Below are 20907 nucleotides of genomic sequence, written 5' to 3' on the forward strand. Positions count from 1 at the left end.
CGCTGCGAGCGTTCTCCGGTGGAGCGGCTCGCCTGCGGGCGGATCTGGCTGCGGGCACGAGCGACACCCTGGCATGCGAACGGGTGAATGTCTACATACCTGGTATGCAGCTCCGGACGACCTCAGCCGATCGACGGCCCAGGTCGGCAGGATCGCGGTCACCGTCCGGCACCGAGCACCCCGCGAGGGGCGACGATCACCGCACTGCGATTGACCCCGGGCCCGGGGTGGCAGACTGCACTGCATGGCGATTCACAAGAATCTTCTCGACGGCCCCGATCCGACGTTCCTGCCGGAGGACGAGCAGCCCTACCGGATGCTGGCGGAGGAGTCGGCCTCACCGACCCAGGTGGCCGCCGACTTCCCGGCCTTCTGCCTCGCCTGGGCCATGCTCGCCGACGACGCCTACGCGGCGGGCCGCTACGTCGAGTCCTACGCCTACGCCCGTACCGGCTACCACCGCGGCCTCGACCAGCTGCGGCGCAGCGGCTGGAAGGGCCACGGGCCGGTGCCGTGGGACCACCGCGGCAACCGCGGCTTCCTGCGCTGCCTCGCGGCGCTCGCCCGGGCGGCCGGCGCGATCAAGGAGACGGAGGAGGAGGCGCGCTGCTGGCAGTTCCTGCAGGACAGCAGCGCGGAGGCGTACGCGGAGCTCAAGCAGTAGGGACCACGGAACCGTCCGGACCGCGAACCGTCCGGACCGGGAACCATCCGGACATGACCGTGCCCCCGGCGGGAGACCGCCGGGGGCACGACCGTTGTCACGCGCGATCGTCGTCACGCGCGCGTCAGCGGGCTCACTTCAGGCGCTTGCCGGCCGAACGCAGCTGCTCGGCGGCCTCGACCACGCGGGCGGCCATGCCGGCCTCGGCCAGCTTGCCCCAGGTGCGCGGGTCGTAGGTGTTCTTCTTGCCGACCTCGCCGTCGACCTTCAGCACGCCGTCGTAGTTGGCGAACATGTGGCCGGCCACCGGGCGGGTGAAGGCGTACTGGGTGTCGGTGTCCAGGTTCATCTTCACGACGCCGTTCTCCAGCGCGGTGGCGATCTCCTCGGCGGTGGAGCCCGAGCCGCCGTGGAAGACGAAGTCGAACGGGTCGGTCTTGCCGTACTGCTTGCCGATCGCGTCCTGCAGCTCGCGCAGCAGCTCCGGCTTCAGCACGACGTTGCCCGGCTTGTACACGCCGTGCACGTTGCCGAAGGAGGCGGCCAGCAGGTAGCGGCCCTTCTCGCCCAGGCCCAGGGCCTCGGCGGTGCGCACGGCGTCGTTGACGGTGGTGTACAGCTCGTCGTTGATCTCGTGCGAGACGCCGTCCTCCTCGCCACCGGTCGGGGTGATCTCGACCTCGAGGATGATCTTGGCGGCGGCGGCCTGGGCCAGCAGCTCCTGGGCGATGGACAGGTTGTCGGCGAGGGTCTCGGCCGAGCCGTCCCACATGTGCGACTGGAACAGCGGGTTCTCGCCCTTGGCCACGCGCTCGGCGGAGATCGCCAGCAGCGGGCGCACGTAGCCGTCCAGCTTGTCCTTAGGGCAGTGGTCGGTGTGCAGCGCGACGGTGATGTCGTACTTGGCGGCGACGATGTGGGCGAACTCGGCGAGCGCGACCGCGCCGGTCACCATGTCCTTGTTGTGCTGGCCGCCCAGGAACTCCGCGCCACCGGTCGAGATCTGGATGATGCCGTCGCTCTCGGCCTCGGCGAAACCGCGCAGCGCGGCGTGCAGGGTCTGCGACGAGGTGACGTTGATGGCCGGGTAGGCGAACTTGCCCGCCTTGGCCCGGTCGAGCATCTCGTTGTAGACCTCGGGAGTTGCGATGGGCATGCGATCCGCTCCTGTCGGGTTGCGGCGTACGGACGGTGCTGTCCGACGCTGTGTACGCCTTCGTGACGACTCCGTGCCGGCCCGCCGACGCGCGGCGCTGCGGTGTGGCTCTCCGGCACCAAGGTTCGAGGCGACCTCCGCGGTACGGCCATGAGGGTGGTGGGCCGCCGCGGACCGGACGCCTGGGCCATCTTCCCAGACTCGTGCCCGCAGGTCAGCAGGAGCCCGCCAGTCGGGACGTCGCCCGGGGAGGCTCGGCCGGAAGTCGACGGCGGACCGGGACCCGACCCGCTGGGCTCGGCCGGAAGTCATCGGAAAGGTACGCCCGCTATCCTGCGCCCGTGGACTACAACCAGCTGGCCGTCAACCTGCTCGACGCCAAATCCCTGATCTCGTCCCTCGGCGCCATAGGGCTGATCGCGATCATCTTCGCGGAGACCGGCCTGCTGGTCGGCTTCTTCTTCCCGGGCGACTCGCTGCTGATCATCGGAGGTGTCGCCGCCTCGAACGCCGCCTCCTCGGTGCTCGGAGACGGCGCCAAGCTGCCGATCGCCGTCCTGCTCACCGGCTGCCCCGTCGCGGCGATCGCCGGTGCCCAGCTGGGACACCTGATCGGGGCCAAGGTCGGGCCGAAGATGTTCGACAAGCCCGAGTCGAAGATCTTCCGCCGCGAATACGTGGTCAAGGCGGAGGAGTACTTCAACAAGTTCGGCTCCGGCAAGGCCGTGGTGCTGGCCCGCTTCATGCCGATCATCCGCACTTTCCTGAACCCGGTCGCCGGCACCCTGGAGATGCCCGCCAGGACCTTCTTCGTGTGGAACGTCGTCGGCGGCGTGCTCTGGACCGAGTCCATGCTGCTGATCGGCTACTTCTTCGGCGACGCGCTCGCCCCGGTGATCGACAAGTACCTGATCCCGGCGGTGCTGCTGATCGTGCTGCTGTCGATCTCGCCGATCCTGGTCGAGGTCGTGCGCGAGCGCCGCAAGAAGAAGGCCGGCCTCGTCGAGGTCCCCGCCGCGGACGCCATGCAGGGCAGCGGCAGCGGGCGGCACCGGCGCGGCTGAGGTCCCCGTTCACGGCCTCGCTGCGGATGCTTCGAGGGCCGGGTCCCGTTCCGCGTGGTTTCACGTGAAACAGGACCCGGCCCTTCGTCTTGTCCGGGGAGCCGTATCGGCCGGGGCCGTACGGTCAGAGGCCCAGGTCGTCCAGGGTGTACGCGGTCACGTACGGCAGGCCCTGCTCCTCGACGGCGCCCGCGCCACCGCGCTCGACGATCACCGCGACCCCGACGACGTCGGCGCCCGCCTCACGCAGCGCCTCGACGGCCTGCAGCACCGAGCCACCGGTGGTGGAGGTGTCCTCGACCGCCAGCACCCGGCGGCCCTTCACCTCCGGGCCCTCGATCCGGCGCTGCAGACCGTGCGCCTTGCCGGTCTTGCGGACCACGAAGGCGTCCAGCTTCTGCCCGCGCGCGGCGGCGGCGTGCAGCATCGAGGTGGCCACCGGGTCGGCACCCAGGGTCAGACCGCCGACGGCGTCGTACTCCAGGTGCGAGGTCGCGTCCAGCATCACCCGGCCGACCAGCGGGGCAGCCTCGCCGTCCAGCGTGATCCGGCGAAGGTCGACGTAGTAGTCGGCCTCCTTGCCGGAGGAAAGGGTGACCTTGCCGTGCACGACGGCCTTGTCCTTGATCTGTGCCAGCAGGGCGTCGCGGTCGTTGCTCATGAGCGTTCAGTCTAGGCCCCGCCCTCGGCCTCCCGCCTGCGGGGCGCCGCCGGGGCCGCGCCCCGGCAGCCCGTGAAGCGCACCCACGCGGCCGGACACGTCCTAGCGGCGGCGCAGCGCCCTGACCAGCACCACGGCCCCGCCCAGCAGGGCCACCGAGCCACCGATCACCCACGGCACCGCACTGCGACCGCCCGTGCCCGGCACCACGATGCCGCCGGCCTCGCCGCCCCAGCGGGACGCCGCCCGGGCCCGCGCGCTGCGGGCCGGCAGCGCCGGGGCGTAGCGGCCGCGCGGCGGGGCGTGGTCCACCTCCTCGGCCGAGCGGCCGACGATGCTGCGGCGCACCGGGCCGGTGAGCTCCGGCTCGTCCTCGTAGGCGAACAGCGGCTCGGCGGGGAGTTCCTCGGCGACCCCGTCCTGGGGGCCGTCACCGGCGTTCCCGGCGGCGTCGGCCGAGTCGTCGTGGTCGTCGACGTCGTCCTCCTCGTCCTCGTCGTCGTCGGACGAGCCGGTGGGGAGGCCGAAGCGCTCGGCGTCGGCGTCGGAGAAGGCGATCAGGTCGGAGAGGTCGTCGTCCAGGTCGTCGCCGGGCTGGTCCTGAAGCTCCTCGATGAAGACGATCTCGGCGTCGGTGCCGGTCTCGGCCGCGGCGTCGTCCGGGCCCTCGTCGCCGGTCCCGTCCGTGAGTTCCTCGTCGCCCTCCTCCGGGGCGTCCAGGGCGTCGGGGGCGTCCGGGGAGGTGAGCGCGGTGGCGAAGCGGTCCAGCAGACGGCGACCGGCGGCGTCGAGGGTCTCGGCGTCGAACTCGGCCAGCCGGCCGGTGGCGCTCAGATCGCCCGTGAAACGAACGGCCGCGGTGCCGTCCTCGGTGCCGTCCGTGACGCTCACCCGTACGGTGGCGGTCGCCTCACCGCTGCCCCGGGCCTCCTGACCCTCGGCGAGCACGGTGAGCACCCCGTTGCGGCCCTCGATCAGCGACAGCACGCCCTTGAAGGTGATCGTGGAGCCGCCGATCCGCAGCTTCAGTCGCCCGCCGATCTCCTCGGCCGGCCCGGCCCCGACCGCGGCCGGCTCGGTGCTCAGCCCGGGCACGCTCCGCGCCAGCAGCGCCGGATCCTGCAAGGCCTGCCGCACCAGCTCTGCGGACATCGGGACGACAACCTCATGCTCCATGCCACGGAGCCTACCGACTGGGCCCCGCCCGGTCCCTACCCACCACCGCCCGACTTTCCGTCACCACCCGCCTCACCACCCTCCGCCCGGCTCGCCACCGTGGCCCTCATCCCCCTCGGCCTCCGCCCGCCGCCCTTCTCCGTCGGCGCGGCCCGCTTCCCGGCGCTTCCGCCCGCCGAACCGCGCTGCCGGGGTGGCCTTCCTCCTGGCCTACTGCTCGCCGGGCCGTCCCGTCCGGGTGGTCTTCTCCCCGCCTTCGCTCCCTGCTTGCCGCCTCCTCCCGTCGGGGCGGCCCCCTTCACCCCCGCCTCCTCCCGTCAGCGGGGCCCGAGGAGCGTGAGCGGGGCCGGGGGGCGGGGCGGGCGGAGGGTGGTGAGGCGGGTGGTGGAGCTGCGGAGGGTGTCCGGGGTGAGGGCGCGTGGCGGTGGGGCGTCGTCGGCGAGGGCGAGCGGGGGCGGGGTGGCGGCGGCGAGCAGGAAGTCCTGGGTGGCGTCCGGCGGGCCCGGGCGGCAGGTTGCCCTCGCGCTGCCCTGGACGGCGTACGGGGTGGTCCGCAGTCCGGCGGCCCGCAGCCCCGCCTCGATCTGCCACAGGCCGCTTCCGCCCGCGTCCCCGTCCGCACCCCCGCTCCCGCCTTCTCCGCCGCGGACGGCGATCCGGCCGTCGGGGGCGAGCAGCCGGGCGGCGAGGCCGTAGAACTCCTCGGAGTGGAACTTGACCGGCCCGCCGTCGGAGGGCGCGGGCAGGTCGGCGAGCACCACGTCGTACTCCTCGGCGGGCGCGCCGCGCAGCCAGGCCATCGGGTCGGCGGCGGTGGTGCGGACCCGGGGGTCGTCCAGGGAGTGGCCGTTGAGGGTGGCGAGCCCGGGGTCGGTGCCGGCGAGCCGGGGGAGGGCCGGGTCGGCGTCGACCAGCCGGACGGAGCGGACGCCGCGGTGCCGCAGTACCTCCCGCAGGGCGAGGCCGTCGCCGCCGCCGAGCAGCAGGACCCGGGAGTCGGGCCCGGCGGCCAGGGCGGGGTGGACGAGCGCCTCGCTGCCCCGGTACTCGTCGGGCCCGCAGACCGCGAGCCGTCCGTCGAGGTAGAGCCGGAGCGGGCCGTCGGCGGGGCCGGTGAGCACGATCTCCTGGTACCGGCTGCGGGTGGCGTAGCGGACCTGGTCGCCGTAGAGGGCGTGCCGGGCGGCGTGTTCGATGCGGTCGGAGCCCACGGCGGCGGCCGCGAGCACGGCGAGGACGAGGGTGCAGCCGCCCCAGAGCAGCCGTCGTATCCGGGGGGCGGGTTCCTCGCGGAAGAGCCAGAGCACCACGGCGGCCCCGGCGACGGCGTTGACCGCGCCGGTGAGCAGCGCGCCGTCGCCGGGGCCGAGCCGGGGGAGCATCAGGAAGGGGAAGGCGAGGCCGCCGATCAGCGCGCCCACGTAGTCGGCGGCGAACAGGTCGGCGACCGCGCGTCCGGCGTCCTCGCGTCGGATCCGTTGGATGAGGGTCATCAGCAGCGGGATCTCGGCGCCGATGAGGATGCCGATGAGGCAGGTGAGGCCGACCATCGCGGCCTGGTAGCGGCCGATCCAGGCCCAGCAGGAGTAGAGGGCGAGGACGGAGAGCCCGCCGGTGAGCGCGAGGGCGCATTCGACCAGGGCGAAGGCGGTCGCGGGGCGGCGGGTGAGCCGCTTGGCGAGCAGTGAGCCGAGGCCCATCGCGAACACCATGACGGACAGTACGACGGACGTTTGGGTGACCGTGTCCCCGAGGAGGTAGTCGCCGAGCGCCACGAGTTCGAGCTCGTAGACGAGTCCGCAGGCCGCGCAGACGAACGCGGCCAGCAGGACGGCGAGCCGGGCGAGCCGGGGGCGGGAGCGCAGCCGGGAGCGACGGCGGGCGGGCAGGGGGATGAGGCTTCGCCCGGGCAGGGGTGGGGTGCCGTCGTCGAGGTCCACTTGCGGGTGTGCGGGCGGACCGGCCGGATGGTTGATCACGAACAAACGCTAGGGGACGTGCGGGACGGATAGCTGCGCCCATCCGACGGACAGTGAGTGCCGTCCGATTGACGAATCGTTCCTGCGTGCGATTCATCGGCTTGTGCTGGGTAGCGTATGGCCGGGCAGACGGTCCCGCCCAGCTCGTCGGCCCTCATGGCCCCGACACCACCAGCGAGGATCGGGTGCAGACCAGCTGCCCCTCCTGCGGGTAGGCGTGCCAGGTCCGCCAGAGCAGCCGGTCAGGGCCGCCCTGGGTGACGAGTGCGGTGAAGGCGCTCGGGTCGCCCGGGAAGACCCCGGCGAGGCCGCGCGGATGGCCCTCGACCAGGGCCAGCAGCTCCTGGGCGCGGGCCGCGAAGTCGTGCGGCGGCAGCGCCTCGATCCGGGCGGCGAACTCGTACTCCCAGCCGCCGACCTGTTTGGCCACCCGGGCGGGCAGCGGGGTGCGGCGGCCGGGCAGGCAGGCGACGGTCTCCAGGCAGTCGCCGGGGCCGGCCGAGATCACCACCTGGTGCGAGGCGCCCAGCAGCCGCAGCTGGAGGGTGCCGGAGGCGCCGGGGCGGCCGCCGTCGAGTCTCAGGTCGCGGACGGCGAGAGCGGGCAGCGGGTCGCCGCCGAGGCACCAGGCCAGGTCACCGGCGCGGGTGTCCGTGTAGGAGGTCTGCAGTGTGGTGAGCATGCTCGGCTCCGCGTTTCAGCTCCGTGCGCGCCCGCCGAGCAGCAGCGAGTAGGCCTAGGCGATGGCGAGGCTGTTCGTGGCTGTGCGGCCCTGGGCGCGGCCGACCGTGGAAGGAAGGATTCCGGCTGGAGATTCAGCAGCAGAGAAGCATGAATACGCCGGGCCCGTCGGGGATTTACCCAACTTTGTGAAGCATTCACCGTTTCGAGCACCCCTGCTTCCCGGCTCTGATCGACCCGGTGTGCGACTTTGCACAGCGCGCGCCCCTGTCACCGGCCTGTGCGCCGTGCGCGCTGGTTGTGCACTCTTCGCGCGCTCCACGCGCCGCAGCCCGCCACGCGCAGGCGTGGAGGACGGCCGGACGTGCCCGACGGGTCGCCGAATTTGCCTCACTGGCAGTAAAGAAGCATGTCACTCATGGGAGTTGAGCATTGATCAGAACTGGCGTCGGAACCATGACCCCCCCGTTCGAGGGGGCGCGCGAAACCTCCGCCAGCGCCGTAGACGCGCAACCCGCTCCAGAAGCCCCCGGCCCCTCTGCACAAACCCGCCCCGGCTGGGCTAGCGCGGCCCCGCGGAAGGCGGCCGCACCGCCAAGTGCGGTCGCTTGTAAGGCACTTGCCGCAGCGGTCGCCCCTCAGAGCCGTTGGAGGCGGGTAACCGCTTCGGTCAGCACCTCGTCCTTCTTGCAGAAGGTGAAGCGGACGAGGCTGCGGCCCGCGTCGGTGTTGTCGTAGAAGACGGCGTTGGGGATGGCGACCACGCCGCAGCGTTCCGGCAGGGAGCGGCAGAAGTCGATGCCGTCCTTCTCGCCGAGCGGGGTGATGTCGGTGGTGATGAAGTAGGTGCCCTCGGGGGTGAAGGCGCGGAACCCGGCCGCGGTGAGCCCGTCGAGCAGCAGGTCGCGCTTGCGGAGCAGGTCGGTGCGCAGGGTGCGGAAGTAGTCGTCGGGCAGTCGGAGGGCTTCGGCGACGGCGTACTGGAAGGGCCCGGCGCTGACGTAGGTCAGGTACTGCTTGGCGGTGCGGACGGCGGAGACCAGCGCGGGGCTCGCGGTGACCCAGCCGACCTTCCAGCCGGTGAAGGAGAAGGTCTTGCCGGCGGAGGAGATGGTGACGGTGCGCTCGCGCATGCCGGGGAGGGCGGCGAGCGGGTGGTGGGTGGCGCCGAAGACCAGGTGTTCGTAGACCTCGTCGGTGATCACCAGCAGGTCGTGCTCGACGGCGAGGGCGGCGATCGCGGCCAGTTCCTCGGGGGCGAGGACGGTACCGGTGGGGTTGTGCGGGGTGTTGATCAGCAGCAACCGGGTGCGCGGTGTGATCAGGGCGCGCAGCTCGTCCAGGTCGGGGCGGAAGTGCGGGGCCCGGAGGGTGAGCGGGCGGCGGGTGGCGCCGGCCATGGCGATGCAGGCGGCGTAGGAGTCGTAGAAGGGCTCCAGGGCGATCACCTCGTCGCCGGGCTCCAGCAGGGCGAGCAGGGCGGCGGCGATGGCCTCGGTGGCGCCGGCGGTGACCAGGACCTCGGTGTCCGGGTCGTAGGTCAGGCCGTGGAAGCGCTGCTGGTGCTCGGCGATGGCGTGCCGCAGTTCGGGGATGCCGGGGCCGGGCGGGTACTGGTTGCCGCGGCCCTCGCGCAGGGCGCGTACGGCGGCCTCGCGGACCTCCTCGGGGCCGTCGGTGTCCGGGAAGCCCTGGCCGAGGTTGATCGAGCCGGTGGCCGTGGCCAGGGCGGACATCTCGGCGAAGATCGTCGTGCCCATCCCGGCCAGTCGGCGGTTCAGCAGCGGCCTGGTACCCATCGGTGGCTCCTCACGGCTCGTCGTCAGGGCCATCCTGGGGCAGCCGGGGGCCGGGGACAAGGACGGCCCGGCCGCCCGGACGTACCGGGGGCCGGGCCGCGGGGTGCGTGCCGGGGGCCGGGGACAAGGACGGCCCGGCCGCCCGGACGTACCGGGGGCCGGGCCGCGGGGTGCGTGCCGGGGGCCGGGATCAGGCCTCCTCGCCGTCCTCGCCCTCGCCGCCCTCGCCCTCGATCTCGTTCTGCAGGCCCAGGCGCTCGACGATCCACTGCTCGAAGCCGACCGCGGCCTGGGTCCAGTTCGCCGTGGTGGTGACGAAGTAGTCCAGGTTGACGCCGGTGCCGACGATCATCTGGGCCTCGCCGATCAGGCGGACCACGCCGTCCTCGTGGGTGTGGGTGTAGACCTTGGGCCAGAGGGTCTCCCGGTTCCACTCGTCGATCAGGTCGAGGATCTCGCCCTTCTTCTCCAGCGGGTACGCGCGGTCGTAGAAGGCGCGCACCGCGAAGAGCTCCTTCTGCTCGCCGCGGAACATGTAGTAGACGCGGAAGCCCTCCCAGGGGGCGGTGAGGTCGCCCTCCTCGTCCACGACGTGCTTGAGCTGCATCTGGTCGAGCAGCTGGGTGACCAGGGCCTGGTCCGGGACGATGATCGGCGGAGGGCCGGCCGGCCGGCCGCCCTGGCCGCCGGGCTGGCCGCCCTGGGGCACGCCGAACGAGGGGATGGACGACGGGTCGATGCTCATGGGGGTCCTCTTCCTCAGTGCACGTGGTGGCCGGCAATGAGAGGCCGCCCTTTCCACCTCCCATCCTGCCTCATTCGGGGCTCCGCTCACAGGGGCGCCGAGGGGCGCGTCGATCTTCGTTCCGGGGCGCCGCCGGGGCGCGCGGGGGCCTTCGTCACCCACGGTGTCCGGGCGGCCGTCGGCCCGCCGTCACCCCTCCGCCACCCCGTCGTCCCGTACGCCTGACCGGCGCTCGGCTCACCGCTCGCCCGGCCGCGCGCCCGGCGCTCGCGTGAGCCAAGTCACGTGCCCGGCGCACGGTTTCGCCTGCCGTGCGGGCCGGATGCGGTTAGCGTGCGACGGAACTCACCGGGAGGCAAAGTTCTTTTTTACCGGGCGAGTTGAGGTGGTTCGAACCGAAGGGGGGAGCAGTGATGGAGCGTACGGTGACCGCGGAGGGCGCCTCGCTCGGGACGCTGCTGCGGAACATCCGACTGGACCGGGGGATGACGCAGGAGCAGTTGGGCGAGGCGTCGGGGCTGAGCGTGCGGTCGATCCGCGACCTGGAGCGGGGAGTGTGCTGCCCGCGGGTGTCCACGCTGCGGCTGCTCACCCAGACGTGGAACCTGCCGGCGCCCCAGGGGGCCGAGCTGCACCGGCTGGCGCGCGCGTGGCGGGACCGCTCGCGGCGGCAGCGGCGGGCAGTGCCGGACTAGCGGACGCTCGCACCGGAGCGGCCTCTCCCGCGAGAGCGGTCCGTCGCACGGAAGCGGTCCGCCACACGGAAGCCGTCCGTCCCGCGAAAGCGGTACGGGCCGCTCCCTTCGCCTGTGCGAGGGAGCGGCCCGTGCGACGGTGCGGCTGCTACTTCTCCAGCGGGCCCCGGCCGCGGACGATGAGGTGGTCGCCCTCGTCGTCCCGCTCGACCAGGACGGTGTCCCCGTCGTGCACCTGGCCGGACAGGATCGCCCGGGCCAGCTGGTCGCCGATCGCGGACTGCACCAGTCGGCGCAGCGGGCGGGCGCCGTACGCCGGGTCGTAGCCGGTGAGCGCCAGCCAGTCGCGGGCGGCCGGGGAGACGTCCAGGGTGAGCCGCCGCTCGCGCAGCCGCTCGCCGAGGCGGGCCACCTGCAGGTCGACGATGCGGCTGAGCTCGACGGTGCCCAGCGGGTCGAAGACCACGATGTCGTCCAGCCGGTTGAGGAACTCCGGCTTGAACGCGGCCCGGACGGAGTCCAGCACCAGGGCCTTCTTCCGCTCCTCCGGGGTGGTCGGGTCCACCAGGTACTGGCTGCCGAGGTTGGAGGTGAGGATCAGGATCGCGTTGCGGAAGTCCACCGTGCGGCCCTGGCCGTCGGTGAGCCGGCCGTCGTCGAGCACCTGGAGCAGCACGTCGAAGACCTCCGGGTGGGCCTTCTCGACCTCGTCCAGCAGCACCACGCTGTACGGGCGGCGGCGGACCGCCTCGGTGAGCTGGCCGCCCTCCTCGTAGCCGACGTACCCGGGCGGGGCGCCGACCAGGCGGGAGACCGAGTGCTTCTCGCCGTACTCGCTCATGTCGATCCGGACCATCGCCCGCTCGTCGTCGAACAGGAAGTCGGCCAGGGCCTTGGCGAGTTCGGTCTTGCCGACGCCCGTCGGGCCGAGGAAGAGGAAGGAGCCGGTCGGCCGGTCCGGGTCGGCGATGCCCGAACGGGTGCGGCGCACGGCGTCCGAGACGGCCTGCACGGCCTCCGCCTGGCCGATCAGGCGCTTGCCCAACTCCTCCTCCATGCGCAGGAGTTTGGCGCTCTCGCCCTCCAGCAGCCGGCCGGCCGGGATGCCCGTCCAGGAGGCGACCACGTCGGCCACGTCGTCCGGACCGACCTCCTCCTTGACCATCGAGGGGGAGGCGGACCCGGGCTCGTCGTTCGCAGTGGCGGCGCGCTCCTGGGCCTCGCTGAGCTCCTTCTCGGCGGCCGGGATCTCGGCGTACATCAGCTTGGACGCCCGCTCGAAGTCCCCGTCGCGCTGGGCCCGTTCGAGCGCGCCGTGCAGGTCGTCCAGCCGCTCCTTGAGCTCGCCGACCCGGTTGAGGCTCTTCTTCTCCTGTTCCCAGCGCGCCGTCAGCACGCTCAACTGCTCGTTCTTGTCGGCCAGATCGCGGCGCAGCCGGGCCAGCCGGTCGACCGAGGCCGGGTCCGACTCCTTCTCCAGGGCCAGCTCCTCCATCCGCAACCGGTCGACGGCGCGCTGGAGTTCGTCGATCTCGACCGGGGATGAGTCGATCTCCATCCGCAGCCGGGAGGCCGCCTCGTCGACCAGGTCGATGGCCTTGTCGGGCAGGAAGCGGGAGGTGATGTAGCGATTGGACAGGGTGGCCGCGGCGACCAGGGCGGCGTCCGAGATCTGCACCTTGTGGTGCGCCTCGTACCGGCCCTTGAGGCCGCGCAGGATGGCGATCGAGTCCTCCACGCTGGGCTCGCCGACCAGTACCTGCTGGAAGCGGCGCTCCAGGGCCGGGTCCTTCTCGATCCGCTCGCGGTACTCGTCCAGCGTGGTGGCACCGACCATCCGCAGCTCGCCGCGGGCCAGCATCGGCTTGAGCATGTTGCCCGCGTCCATCGCGGAGTCGCCGCCGGCGCCCGCGCCGACCATGGTGTGCAGCTCGTCGATGAAGGTGACCACCTGGCCGTCGGAGGCCTTGATGTCGTTCAGGACGGCCTTCAGCCGCTCCTCGAACTCGCCGCGGAACTTGGCGCCCGCGACCATCGCGCCGAGGTCCAGTGCGACCAGCCGCTTGCCGCGCAGCGACTCCGGCACGTCGCCGGCCACGATGCGCTGGGCCAGGCCCTCGACCACGGCCGTCTTGCCGACGCCGGGTTCGCCGATCAGCACCGGGTTGTTCTTCGTCCGGCGGGAGAGCACCTGGACCACCCGGCGGATCTCGTGGTCACGTCCGATCACCGGGTCGAGCTTGCCGTCCCGGGCGGCCTGGGTGAGGTCGGTGCCGAACTTCTCCAGGGCCTTGTAGGTGCCCTCCGGATCGGGCGAGGTGACCCGGCCGGTGCCCCGGACGTCCTTGAAGGCGGCCAGCAGTGCCTTGGGCGTCGCGCCGTGCTGCACCAGGAGCTCGGCGACGGCCCCGCCCTCGGCGGCCAGGCCGACCATCAGGTGCTCGGTGGAGACGTACTGGTCGTCCAGGTCGTCCGCGCGCTTGCCGGCCTCGGTGAGCACGGCGAGGGTGTCCCGGGCCAGCTGCGGGGCGGCGACCGTCGAGCCCATCGCGCTGGGCAGCGCCGTCAGCAGGCGGCGCGCCTCGGCGTCGATCCGGGGGACGTTCGCCCCGACCGCCTCCAGCAGGGGCCGGGCGATGCCCTCGGGCTGCTCCAGCAGAGCGATCAGGATGTGCACCGGCTTGACGTCCGGGTTGCCGGCCGCGCCCGCCTGCCGGATCGCGGCGGACAGGGCGTCCTGCGTCTTGGTGGTGAACTTGCTCGCGTCCACTGGTGGGGGATCCTCCCTCGTCGTCCTTCACTGCTGCTGCGTACAGCATGCACTAAGTTGAGTGTATTCCACTCAAGTTTTTTTCGGGAGCCTTCCGGCCGGTTGGCCGGGAGTCCCCCGTCCCGGCGGGCCTCAGCCCTTCCGCCTCGGCGGCCGGCCCGAGCTCCTGCGGGTCAGCCCCAGCAGCTCCCGGGCCGGCCCGCCCGGCCGCTGCCCGGCCGGCCACACCGCGCGCAGCGGCCGCCGCAGATCCAGCTCCTCCGCCAGCGGCACCTCGACCAGCCGCCGGGTGGCGAGTTCCTCCACCACCGCCAGCTCGCTCAGGCAGACCGGCCCCGCCCCGGTCATCGCCGCCGCCTTCAGCGCGGTGGACGAGGCCAGCTCCATCCGGGGCGGCACCGCGCCCCCGTACGGAGTCAGCGCCATCTCCAGCACCTCCCGGGTGCCCGAGCCGGGCTCGCGCAGCACCAGCGGGGTGGACGCCAGCTCCGTCCCGGTCAGCGGGGCGCGGCGGCGCGCCCACCGGTGGCCGGGCGCGACCACGACCACCAGTCGGTCCGCCGCCACCACCGCGCCGGCCAGACCGGGCGGGGTGGTCGGGCCCTCGACGAAGCCGAGGTCGGCGTCCCCGGCCAGCACGTGGCCGGCCACCTCCGCCGAGTTCGCCGTCCGCAGCGTCACCGCCGTCCCCGGACTGGCCTCGGCCAGCGCCAGCAGCCAGCCCGGCATCAGGTACTCGGCGACCGTCAGGCTGGCCACCACCCGCAGCTTGGCGTCCCGCCGCTCGCGCAGCGCGTCGATCCCGGCGTCCAGCGCCTGCGCGGCCTCCACCACCTGCCGGGCCCACTCGACCACCAGCCGGCCGGCCTCGGTCGGCCGGCTGCCCCGGGGCGAGCGCTCCAGCAGGGGGACGCCGATCTGCCGCTCCATGCCCTTGATCCGGGCGCTCGCCGTCGGCTGGCTGACGCCCACCTCGGCCGCCGCCCGGCCGACGCTGCCCAGCCGGGCCACCGCGAGCAGCAGTTCCAGGGCGCCCAGTTCGGGGACGTGCGGGGAGAGAGCCATAGGTTCAGGCTATGCCCTCATAGAACCCGCGGCGCTACCGGTCACCGGGCCGCCGGGCGACGGTGGAACCATGTCCACCTCGGCCGATGTCCGCCCGCTCACCAGCCCCGCTGCCGCCACCAGCCCCGCTGCCGCCACCGTCCCCGCCGTCGCCGCGGGTGCTGTCGGCTCCGCCGCCCTCCCTGCGGCCTCCGCCGTCGGCTCCCCGCTCTCCCGCCTCGACCTCGCCCAGCTGGGCCCCAACTGGTACGCCGCCGTGATGGGCACCGCGATCGTGGCCAACGGTGCCGCCGCGCTGCCGGTCCGGGTGCCCGGGCTGATCGGCTTCGGCGAGGCGATGTGGGGCCTCGGCGCGGCAGCCCTGCTGGTGCTGGCCGCGGCCCGGCTGGTGCACCTCACCCGGCACCGCGAGGCGGCCCGCACCCAGCTGCTGGACAACCCGGCCACCGCCGTCTTCTACGGCTGCCCGCCGATGGCGCTGCTCGCGGTCGGGCTCGGCACCCTGCTGCTCGGCTCACGGGTCATCGGCACCGGTCCGGCCGTCGCCCTGGACGCGGTGCTGTGGGGCGTCGGCACCCTCTACGGGCTGGCCGTCGCGGCCGGCATCCCGTACCTGATGATCACCCGGCACCCGGTCTCCGCCCTGGAGGCCAACCCGACCTGGCTGCTGCCGGTCGTCGCCCCGCTGGTCGCCTCCGCCTGCGGCCCGGCGCTCGTCCCGCACCTGCCCGCCGGCCTGCCGCAGCAGGCCATGCTGTACGGCTGCTGGGCGCTGTTCGGGGTCGGCCTGCTGGCCACCCTGGTGCTGCTGCCGGTGGTGTTCACCGGACTGTTCCACAGCAAGGTGCCCGCCCTGGCGCTCACCCCCGCACTGTTCCTGGTGCTCGGCCCGCTCGGCCAGTCCGTCACCGCGATCCACCAGCTCGCCGACGCGGCCCGCCCGGTGCTGCCCGCGCTGGCGCCCGTCATGCTGCCGCTGGCCGAGCTGTACGGCGTCGCGGTGATCGGGGTCGCGATGCTCTGGCTGGCCGTCGCGCTCACCGCCAACCTGCGCGCCCGGCGGGCCGGGATGCCGTTCGCGATGACCTGGTGGGCGTTCACCTTCCCGGTCGGCACCTGCGTCACCGGTGCCTCCGCACTCGCCGGGCACACCCGCTTCGGCGGCTTCACCGGGCTGGCCGCCGTCCTCTACCTGCTGCTGGGCGCCGCCTGGCTGCTGGCGGCGGGCGGCACGGTCGCGGGGCTGCTGCGCGGGCGGCTGCTGGCGCGCTGAGCTGCGGGGGAGCGGGGCCGGGCTCCTGTCGGATGCCCCCCGTCGGCACCCGCCGTCAGGAGCGCGCCGCCGTTGCAGGAACGCGCAGGTGCAGGACGACGGTGTACAGCCAGCCGCCAGCCGCCGATGCCACCCCCCGCTGGCCTCGGCCTTTACCGGAATCCGACCTGCCGTCCGAGACCCGGCACCCTCGCCGGGATGCAGAAAACTGCAATTGCGCGAACCTGCACTCGGACGGCACTTGTTCACCGGCCGTCACGCTGTGAGGGTGGAGGCACGCCAGGTCGTCCGGGCACCGCAGCCCGATGGTGGCGACTTGCTCTTCAGACTGACCACGGGTGCAACATCCCGCAGCCGTGGAACGGGGGGGAAGAGCCCCGGCCGGGGTCCATGTGTGGTGATGGCCCCCGGAGCCGGAGCCGGCGAGGCGTTGCTGCTCCGCCTCGACGGAAGCGCCCAGGTCCTGGCGTACTGATGGGGACCCCCGGGATCCCGGTGTGCGACGGCACCCGGACCCGGGGGTCCACCGTCCGACCGGTACCGTGGACGCCCCCGGCCACCGGGGACCGCGCGTACGGCTCGGGGGCAACAGGGGAGAGGCGTCCGGCAGGGAGAGTGCGACGTGACGGCGGAACCGGCGGTCACGCCGCACCAGGTGCCCGAGAACGGTGAACCCGACGAGGCCGCCCGGCAGTTGTACCTGGCGATCATCGCCGAAGGCGGCCGCATCCCGTTCGCCGACATCACCGACGACGACGGCGCCGCACTCCGGCAACTCCTCGACATCGGCCTGATCATGGTCAACCGGATGGACCGCTGCTACACCGCCGTCAGCCCACGCTCCGTCAGCGACCGCCTCGGTGCGGAACTCCGCAGCGAGGCCACCCGGCTGCTGGTCCGCGCCGAGAACCTCCCCGGCGCCCTGGACGGCCTCACCCGCGCCTACGACGCGATGCCCCGCCCGTCCGGCGGCTCCGGCGGCGCCGTCCACGTCGAGGGCCACGTCCACATCCGCCAACGGATCTCCCAGCTGGTCTCCGACTGCCGCTCCGAGGTCCTCACCGCGCAGCCCGGCCAACGCCCCGCCGACGCCCTGCAGGTCGCCCTCGCCCAGGACATCCGGCTCCTCCAGCGCGGCTGCTCGCTGCGCACCATCTACCAGCCCGTCGCGCTCGCCGACCCGCCCGCGATCGCCTACGCCGAGGAGGTCACCCGGCACGGCTCGCAGATCCGGATCCTCGACGAGCCCTTCCAGCGCCTGATCGTCTTCGACCGCAGCGTCGCCGTCATCTCCGCCAACGACGACAACAGCGCCGCCGCCTTCATCAGCGACCCGGCCGCCCTCACCTTCCTGATCGGCGGCTTCGAACGCGACTGGACCCGCGCCGACACCGCCGAAGCAGCCTCCGCCCTCGGCCGCGGGCCCGCCCGCACCATCCCCGACCGGATCGGCCGCCTGCTCGCCCGCGGCCTCACCCAACGCGCCGTCGCCACCCGCCTCGGCCTCAGCGAACGCACCGTCGCCGGCCACATCTCCCGCCTGCGCGACCGCTACGGCGCCCAGACCCTCTTCCAGCTCGGCTGGCTGATGCGAGGCGCCCGCGATGACCGATGAGCCCGGCCCCGCCGAACGCGCCCGCTACCTCGCCATCCGCGGCGGCGGGCGACTGCGCCCCGAAGACCTCGCCCCCGCCGAGCGCCCCACCGTCGCAGCCCAACCCGGCCATCGCCCCGCCGAGCGCCACCTCAACGCCCCCACCCCACCACGGTCCGCATCGGCCGTCTGCTCGCCCGCGGCCTCACCCAACGCGCCGTCGCCACCCGCCTCGGCCTCAGCGAACGCACCGTCGCCGGCCACATCTCCCGCCTGCGCGACCGCTACGGCGCCCAGACCCTCTTCCACCTCGGCTGGCACCTGAACGGAGAACGCCATGGCTGACCCCTCCGCCCTCCTCGCGGCCGCCCTCCCCGACCCCGCCGCCCGCGCCCTCTACCTCGCCATCCTCCGCGAGGGCGGCCGCATCCGATCCGCCGAGGTCGGCCCGACGGATCGGGCGGCGCTCGGACGGCTGTTGGAACTCGGGCTGGTGGTGCCGCAGTTGCAGGACGCTGCGTACAGCGCTGTCGACCCGCGTGGGGCCATCGAGCGAATCGGCACCGAGATCCGTCTGCAGAGCGCCCGCCTGCTCGCGGACGCCGAGCAGCTTCCCGAAACAATGGGCGAACTGATCCGGGCGTACGACGCCAGTCCGAAACGGCAGAGCGAGTCGAGAGGGCTGCGATACGTCACCGGCAAGGAGGAGATCCGGCACACGGTCGAGCAGTTGAGCCAGGAGTTTCCGAGAGAGAGCATGGCCGCCCAGCCCGGCGGCCCCCGCCCTGCCGTCGAACTGCCGGACTCGCTGGAGCGCGCCCGACGCTTCCACGAACGCGGCGGCACCGTGCGGTTCCCTCTACGAACTCTCCGCCAAGTACGATCCGGCGACCGTCCGGTTCGCCGCTCAGGTGGCCCAGCTCGGCGCCACCACCCGCGTCCTGGGCGTCCCGTTCAAGCGATTCCTGGTCTTCGAATGCTCCGTGGCCCTCATCCCCGCCGCCTCGGACTACAGCAGCGCCGCCGTGGTCGACGATCCGGCGATGGTCGCCTTCGTGGTCGACACCTTCGAGACGCTCTGGCAGCAGGCCGAGGGCGTCAACTGGGCAGCAGTGGCGGCTGGTTCCTCCGCCTATCCCGTCCACGAGCAGGTCGGCCGCCTGCTCGCCCAGGGCCTCACCCAGCGCTCCGTCGCGAGCCGCCTGGGCCTGAGCGAGCGTACGGTCGCCAGCCACATCGCCCGGCTGCGTGAGCTGTACGACGCCGAGACGCTCTTCCAGCTCGGTTGGCAGATGAGGGGAGCCCGGGCGGGCGGGTCCGGTGGGTGAGTTCTGCTCAGCCGGTGGCGGCGCCGGTCGGCCAGTAGCCGGGGACGGCGGTCTGCTGTCGGGGGACGTTGAAGCGGTCGCCGGGGGCGGTCCAGAAGCCCTCGCGGAGGGAGAGCGCCATGCCGGCCCAGTCCAGGGCGGTCTCCACGGTGTGGTGGAGGGCTTCCTGCGACCAGGTGTCGTCGAAGACCAGCGGCAGGACGGGGGCGACCTGCTCGATGGTGGCGATCAGCGGGTTGTGGGTGATGGCCTCGTCGACGAGCAGGACGATCGGCTTGCGCAGGGCCGACGCCCAACCGAGTTCGAGGCTCACTCCGGCCGAGAGCGGGGCTCCGACGTAGGCGAACACCAGGTCCGCGGACTGCAGCGCCCGGAAGTCGGACGGCACCCGGGGCTCAGGGGCCCGGCCGGAGACGGTCCAGGCGTCGCTGTGGTGCGCGCTGTACACGGCGGCACCGCTGCGGAGGAGGGTGGTGCGGAGCGTCGTCAGCCGCGTCCGGCTGGCGAGCGTCACCACACTGTCTGCGGGACCGGTCAGCCGCATCAGCGGCGCGGCCAGGAACACACGTGCACGCCGACCCTCAGGGGCCTGGCTGTCGTGCTGACGCAGGTAGGGCTCGGTCATGTCGACTCCGGGGGAAGGCCGACCAGGGGAGAGAGCGTCGGCTATGCGTTGGATGTGGGCTGCTCTTTGGAGTGGTGCGCTGGTGAACGGTGAACGACTTAGCATTTGACGGTACATTGGCAAGGTGTGGTCCTTGCCGGACCATCGGGAGCGAACTGATCGTCCATCGGGGGGCGGCATCACGTCCAGGGTTGGCCTGTGTCATCTGTATGCCTGGCAGGGAGATGACGCACACTCCACAGGCGGGGCGGGTGACAGCCCCCCTCTCGTGCGGCACTATGTGAGCCGTTATCCTGCTTGGCGGTTCTAGTGGCGATTCTCGAGAGAGAGTGGGGGCGTGACTGACATGCGCCGATTTGTCCGTAAAGTTATGCTTTGCTTTGCCATTGCCGCGGCTGTGCTTGGCGTCGGTTCTCTCGCGAATGCTGCCTGCTCTCACGATGTGACCACCGTTAAGGCTGCCGTGACTGTCGCGGACGACCTCTCCTGGCAGTGAGTCCGGTCAGGGCGAGCGCCTGGCGGTTTGTCAGGACCGCGAAGTATTCGCTGACCGGCGGTCCGGGGTCGGCGGAGGCGTCAGTCGGCAGACTCCTGAGTTTTTCGGCCGAGAACGTATCCAAGCTGGAATAGCGAGTCGACTTTGTAGTCGTCCCGCATTTCGGCGATATGCCGCGCCAGCGTTCGCTCGCTTATGCCCAGGCGTCGTGCGATGACGCGGTGATTGGTCCCCTCAAGCATCTGGTCGATGATTGTTTGACGCAGACGGGACACCACCTGCTGGGGAACCGTACGGGCTCCATCGAACTCCAGTGCACGGCTCCAGCATCGCTCGAACACTTCCTCGACGAGGTAGTCGATGACTGCAGGGTCATATATGAAGGCCGCGAGGCTCATGTCATCGACGATCGGGATGACGGCCACGCGTCGATCCATCACCAGGAGCCGCGTATAGGGCTCGTCCAGGGTCCGGTACTGGCCGCCGGCGCGGGCGAGTGTGGCCACGTAATCCCTGGTCGGCTGGTGGTAGCGGGTGCTGGCATGGTAGATCGTCCGCATCTTCGTACCGCTGCGCAGCGTTTCCAGGTCCTGCTCGATCATTCCTGAGAGGATCTCCGGAAGGCGGGGGCCGCCGGGTTGAAGCGCCAGAGCTTCCTCCATACCGGAATCTCTGAAGTGCTGCACCCGCTGGCGAATAAGGGCCTTTCCCTGCACGTGCTCGATTGAGCCTCCCGGCTGCTTCGGGGCATGGAATTCCCGTGCCAGCTCCTGCAGTTCGGAAGGGAGGGAGACGGCGCGGGACAAGAGATCCAGCGCTTGACGCTGCCATGAATTGCTGAGGCTTGTCGAAAGCTGGGTCGGGTCGGCGGCTATGAAGGTAGTCGGGTCATCACTGTCGGGCACGAGGAGGCCAATCTTCACCAGCTCTTCTCGCGCAGAATCATTCTGCGCGGCATTTGGCCCAGTCGGCAGATTTCCGTCTCCTCGGATGACGGTGAGATATAGCTCTCTTGCCTCGGCCGACAGGACCGTCGAGCCGGCGGCAACGGGCTGTTCTCGTTCACTCATCCGCGACTCCTTGCCGTTACCGTGATACCTGTGTCCCGTCAGCGCTGCTGCTGGATGGCGTTTCAG

General features: G+C 72.2%; 18 protein-coding genes. 7 read left to right on the top strand and 11 right to left on the bottom strand.

All coding sequences use genetic code 11. The features are described 5' to 3' along the window. Nucleotides 1-244: 244 nt before the first annotated feature. Nucleotides 245-664, top strand: a complete 420-nt coding sequence (locus tag BOQ63_RS23800; protein WP_030278347.1) for a DUF3151 domain-containing protein — start codon at nt 245-247, stop codon at nt 662-664. 133 nt (nt 665-797) lie between these two features. Here the strand turns inward: BOQ63_RS23800 and fbaA are convergent, their stop codons facing one another. Further along, nucleotides 798-1820 (bottom strand): class II fructose-bisphosphate aldolase, encoded by a 1023-nt coding sequence (gene fbaA / locus BOQ63_RS23805; protein ID WP_030278348.1) that lies wholly within the window; start codon nt 1818-1820, stop codon nt 798-800. 341 nt (nt 1821-2161) lie between these two features. On the opposite strand from fbaA, the gene BOQ63_RS23810 reads away from it, so the two are divergent. Beyond that, nucleotides 2162-2884 (top strand): DedA family protein, encoded by a 723-nt coding sequence (locus tag BOQ63_RS23810; protein ID WP_030278350.1) that lies wholly within the window; start codon nt 2162-2164, stop codon nt 2882-2884. Nucleotides 2885-3008: 124 nt separating this feature from the next. On the opposite strand, the gene pyrE is transcribed toward BOQ63_RS23810, so the two are convergent. From pyrE to BOQ63_RS23840, 6 genes are all read right to left on the bottom strand, one after another. Continuing rightward, on the bottom strand, nt 3009-3545 hold the full coding sequence (gene pyrE / locus BOQ63_RS23815) for an orotate phosphoribosyltransferase (RefSeq protein WP_030278352.1): 537 nt from the start codon (nt 3543-3545) through the stop codon (nt 3009-3011). 102 nt (nt 3546-3647) lie between these two features. Continuing rightward, entirely contained in the window at nt 3648-4721 is a 1074-nt protein-coding gene (locus BOQ63_RS23820; RefSeq protein ID WP_107048679.1) for an SRPBCC family protein, read from the bottom strand. Nucleotides 4722-5038: 317 nt separating this feature from the next. Continuing rightward, nucleotides 5039-6634: a polyamine aminopropyltransferase gene (locus BOQ63_RS23825; protein ID WP_454130429.1), complete on the bottom strand. Its 1596-nt coding sequence runs from the start codon at nt 6632-6634 to the stop codon at nt 5039-5041. Between the two features lie 220 nt (nt 6635-6854). Then, nucleotides 6855-7382, bottom strand: coding sequence for a DUF2617 family protein (locus tag BOQ63_RS23830; protein WP_030278359.1), 528 nt, complete (start codon nt 7380-7382; stop codon nt 6855-6857). Between the two features lie 637 nt (nt 7383-8019). Further along, complete coding sequence (locus BOQ63_RS23835; RefSeq protein WP_079183722.1) at nt 8020-9180, bottom strand: pyridoxal phosphate-dependent aminotransferase; 1161 nt, start codon at nt 9178-9180, stop codon at nt 8020-8022. A 190-nt stretch (nt 9181-9370) separates the two neighbouring features. Beyond that, nucleotides 9371-9925, bottom strand: coding sequence for a type III secretion system chaperone family protein (locus BOQ63_RS23840; protein WP_072654931.1), 555 nt, complete (start codon nt 9923-9925; stop codon nt 9371-9373). Nucleotides 9926-10338: 413 nt separating this feature from the next. Here BOQ63_RS23840 and BOQ63_RS23845 point away from each other — a divergent pair, with 413 nt between their 5' ends. Beyond that, a complete protein-coding gene (locus tag BOQ63_RS23845; RefSeq protein WP_030278365.1) occupies nt 10339-10620 on the top strand; it encodes a helix-turn-helix domain-containing protein in 282 nt (93 codons plus the stop codon). A 148-nt stretch (nt 10621-10768) separates the two neighbouring features. Here BOQ63_RS23845 and clpB read toward each other — a convergent pair whose 3' ends face one another. Together clpB and BOQ63_RS23855 are read right to left on the bottom strand one after the other, a co-directional pair. Continuing rightward, nucleotides 10769-13390, bottom strand: a complete 2622-nt coding sequence (gene clpB / locus BOQ63_RS23850; protein WP_030278366.1) for an ATP-dependent chaperone ClpB — start codon at nt 13388-13390, stop codon at nt 10769-10771. Between the two features lie 132 nt (nt 13391-13522). Then, nucleotides 13523-14455 (bottom strand): LysR family transcriptional regulator, encoded by a 933-nt coding sequence (locus BOQ63_RS23855; RefSeq protein WP_030552055.1) that lies wholly within the window; start codon nt 14453-14455, stop codon nt 13523-13525. Nucleotides 14456-14525: 70 nt separating this feature from the next. Here BOQ63_RS23855 and BOQ63_RS23860 point away from each other — a divergent pair, with 70 nt between their 5' ends. The 4 genes from BOQ63_RS23860 (at nt 14526) to BOQ63_RS23875 (ending at nt 18650) form a co-directional block, all read left to right on the top strand. Next, nucleotides 14526-15728, top strand: coding sequence for a TDT family transporter (locus tag BOQ63_RS23860; protein ID WP_051746517.1), 1203 nt, complete (start codon nt 14526-14528; stop codon nt 15726-15728). A gap of 622 nt (nt 15729-16350) precedes the next feature. Further along, complete coding sequence (locus tag BOQ63_RS23865; protein ID WP_033346876.1) at nt 16351-17343, top strand: hypothetical protein; 993 nt, start codon at nt 16351-16353, stop codon at nt 17341-17343. 168 nt (nt 17344-17511) lie between these two features. After that, on the top strand, nt 17512-17667 hold the full coding sequence (locus BOQ63_RS23870) for a LuxR C-terminal-related transcriptional regulator (protein WP_223886284.1): 156 nt from the start codon (nt 17512-17514) through the stop codon (nt 17665-17667). 566 nt (nt 17668-18233) lie between these two features. Continuing rightward, nucleotides 18234-18650: a LuxR C-terminal-related transcriptional regulator gene (locus tag BOQ63_RS23875; protein WP_072654933.1), complete on the top strand. Its 417-nt coding sequence runs from the start codon at nt 18234-18236 to the stop codon at nt 18648-18650. Nucleotides 18651-18657: 7 nt separating this feature from the next. Here BOQ63_RS23875 and BOQ63_RS23880 read toward each other — a convergent pair whose 3' ends face one another. Further along, nucleotides 18658-19275, bottom strand: a complete 618-nt coding sequence (locus BOQ63_RS23880) for a TIR domain-containing protein (protein ID WP_050366685.1) — start codon at nt 19273-19275, stop codon at nt 18658-18660. 576 nt (nt 19276-19851) lie between these two features. Beyond that, nucleotides 19852-20841, bottom strand: a complete 990-nt coding sequence (locus BOQ63_RS23885; RefSeq protein ID WP_141763686.1) for a helix-turn-helix domain-containing protein — start codon at nt 20839-20841, stop codon at nt 19852-19854. Between the last annotated feature and the right edge of the window lie 66 nt (nt 20842-20907).

The organism is Streptomyces viridifaciens (assembly GCF_001888885.2).
GTDB classification, from domain to species: Bacteria; Actinomycetota; Actinomycetes; order Streptomycetales; family Streptomycetaceae; genus Kitasatospora; species Kitasatospora aureofaciens.

Bases quoted from the DNA above. Each gene is read 5' to 3' on its own strand.
- BOQ63_RS23840 (WP_072654931.1), bottom strand. From the start codon at position 9,925: ATGAGCATCGACCCGTCGTCCATCCCCTCGTTCGGCGTGCCCCAGGGC.
- BOQ63_RS23820 (WP_107048679.1), bottom strand. From the start codon at position 4,721: ATGGAGCATGAGGTTGTCGTCCCGATGTCCGCAGAGCTGGTGCGGCAG.
- BOQ63_RS23880 (WP_050366685.1), bottom strand. From the start codon at position 19,275: ATGACCGAGCCCTACCTGCGTCAGCACGACAGCCAGGCCCCTGAGGGT.
- BOQ63_RS23835 (WP_079183722.1), bottom strand. From the start codon at position 9,180: ATGGGTACCAGGCCGCTGCTGAACCGCCGACTGGCCGGGATGGGCACG.
- pyrE (WP_030278352.1), bottom strand. From the start codon at position 3,545: ATGAGCAACGACCGCGACGCCCTGCTGGCACAGATCAAGGACAAGGCC.
- BOQ63_RS23860 (WP_051746517.1), top strand. From the start codon at position 14,526: ATGTCCACCTCGGCCGATGTCCGCCCGCTCACCAGCCCCGCTGCCGCC.
- BOQ63_RS23830 (WP_030278359.1), bottom strand. From the start codon at position 7,382: ATGCTCACCACACTGCAGACCTCCTACACGGACACCCGCGCCGGTGAC.
- BOQ63_RS23885 (WP_141763686.1), bottom strand. From the start codon at position 20,841: ATGAGTGAACGAGAACAGCCCGTTGCCGCCGGCTCGACGGTCCTGTCG.
- BOQ63_RS23855 (WP_030552055.1), bottom strand. From the start codon at position 14,455: ATGGCTCTCTCCCCGCACGTCCCCGAACTGGGCGCCCTGGAACTGCTG.
- fbaA (WP_030278348.1), bottom strand. From the start codon at position 1,820: ATGCCCATCGCAACTCCCGAGGTCTACAACGAGATGCTCGACCGGGCC.
- BOQ63_RS23800 (WP_030278347.1), top strand. From the start codon at position 245: ATGGCGATTCACAAGAATCTTCTCGACGGCCCCGATCCGACGTTCCTG.
- BOQ63_RS23845 (WP_030278365.1), top strand. From the start codon at position 10,339: ATGGAGCGTACGGTGACCGCGGAGGGCGCCTCGCTCGGGACGCTGCTG.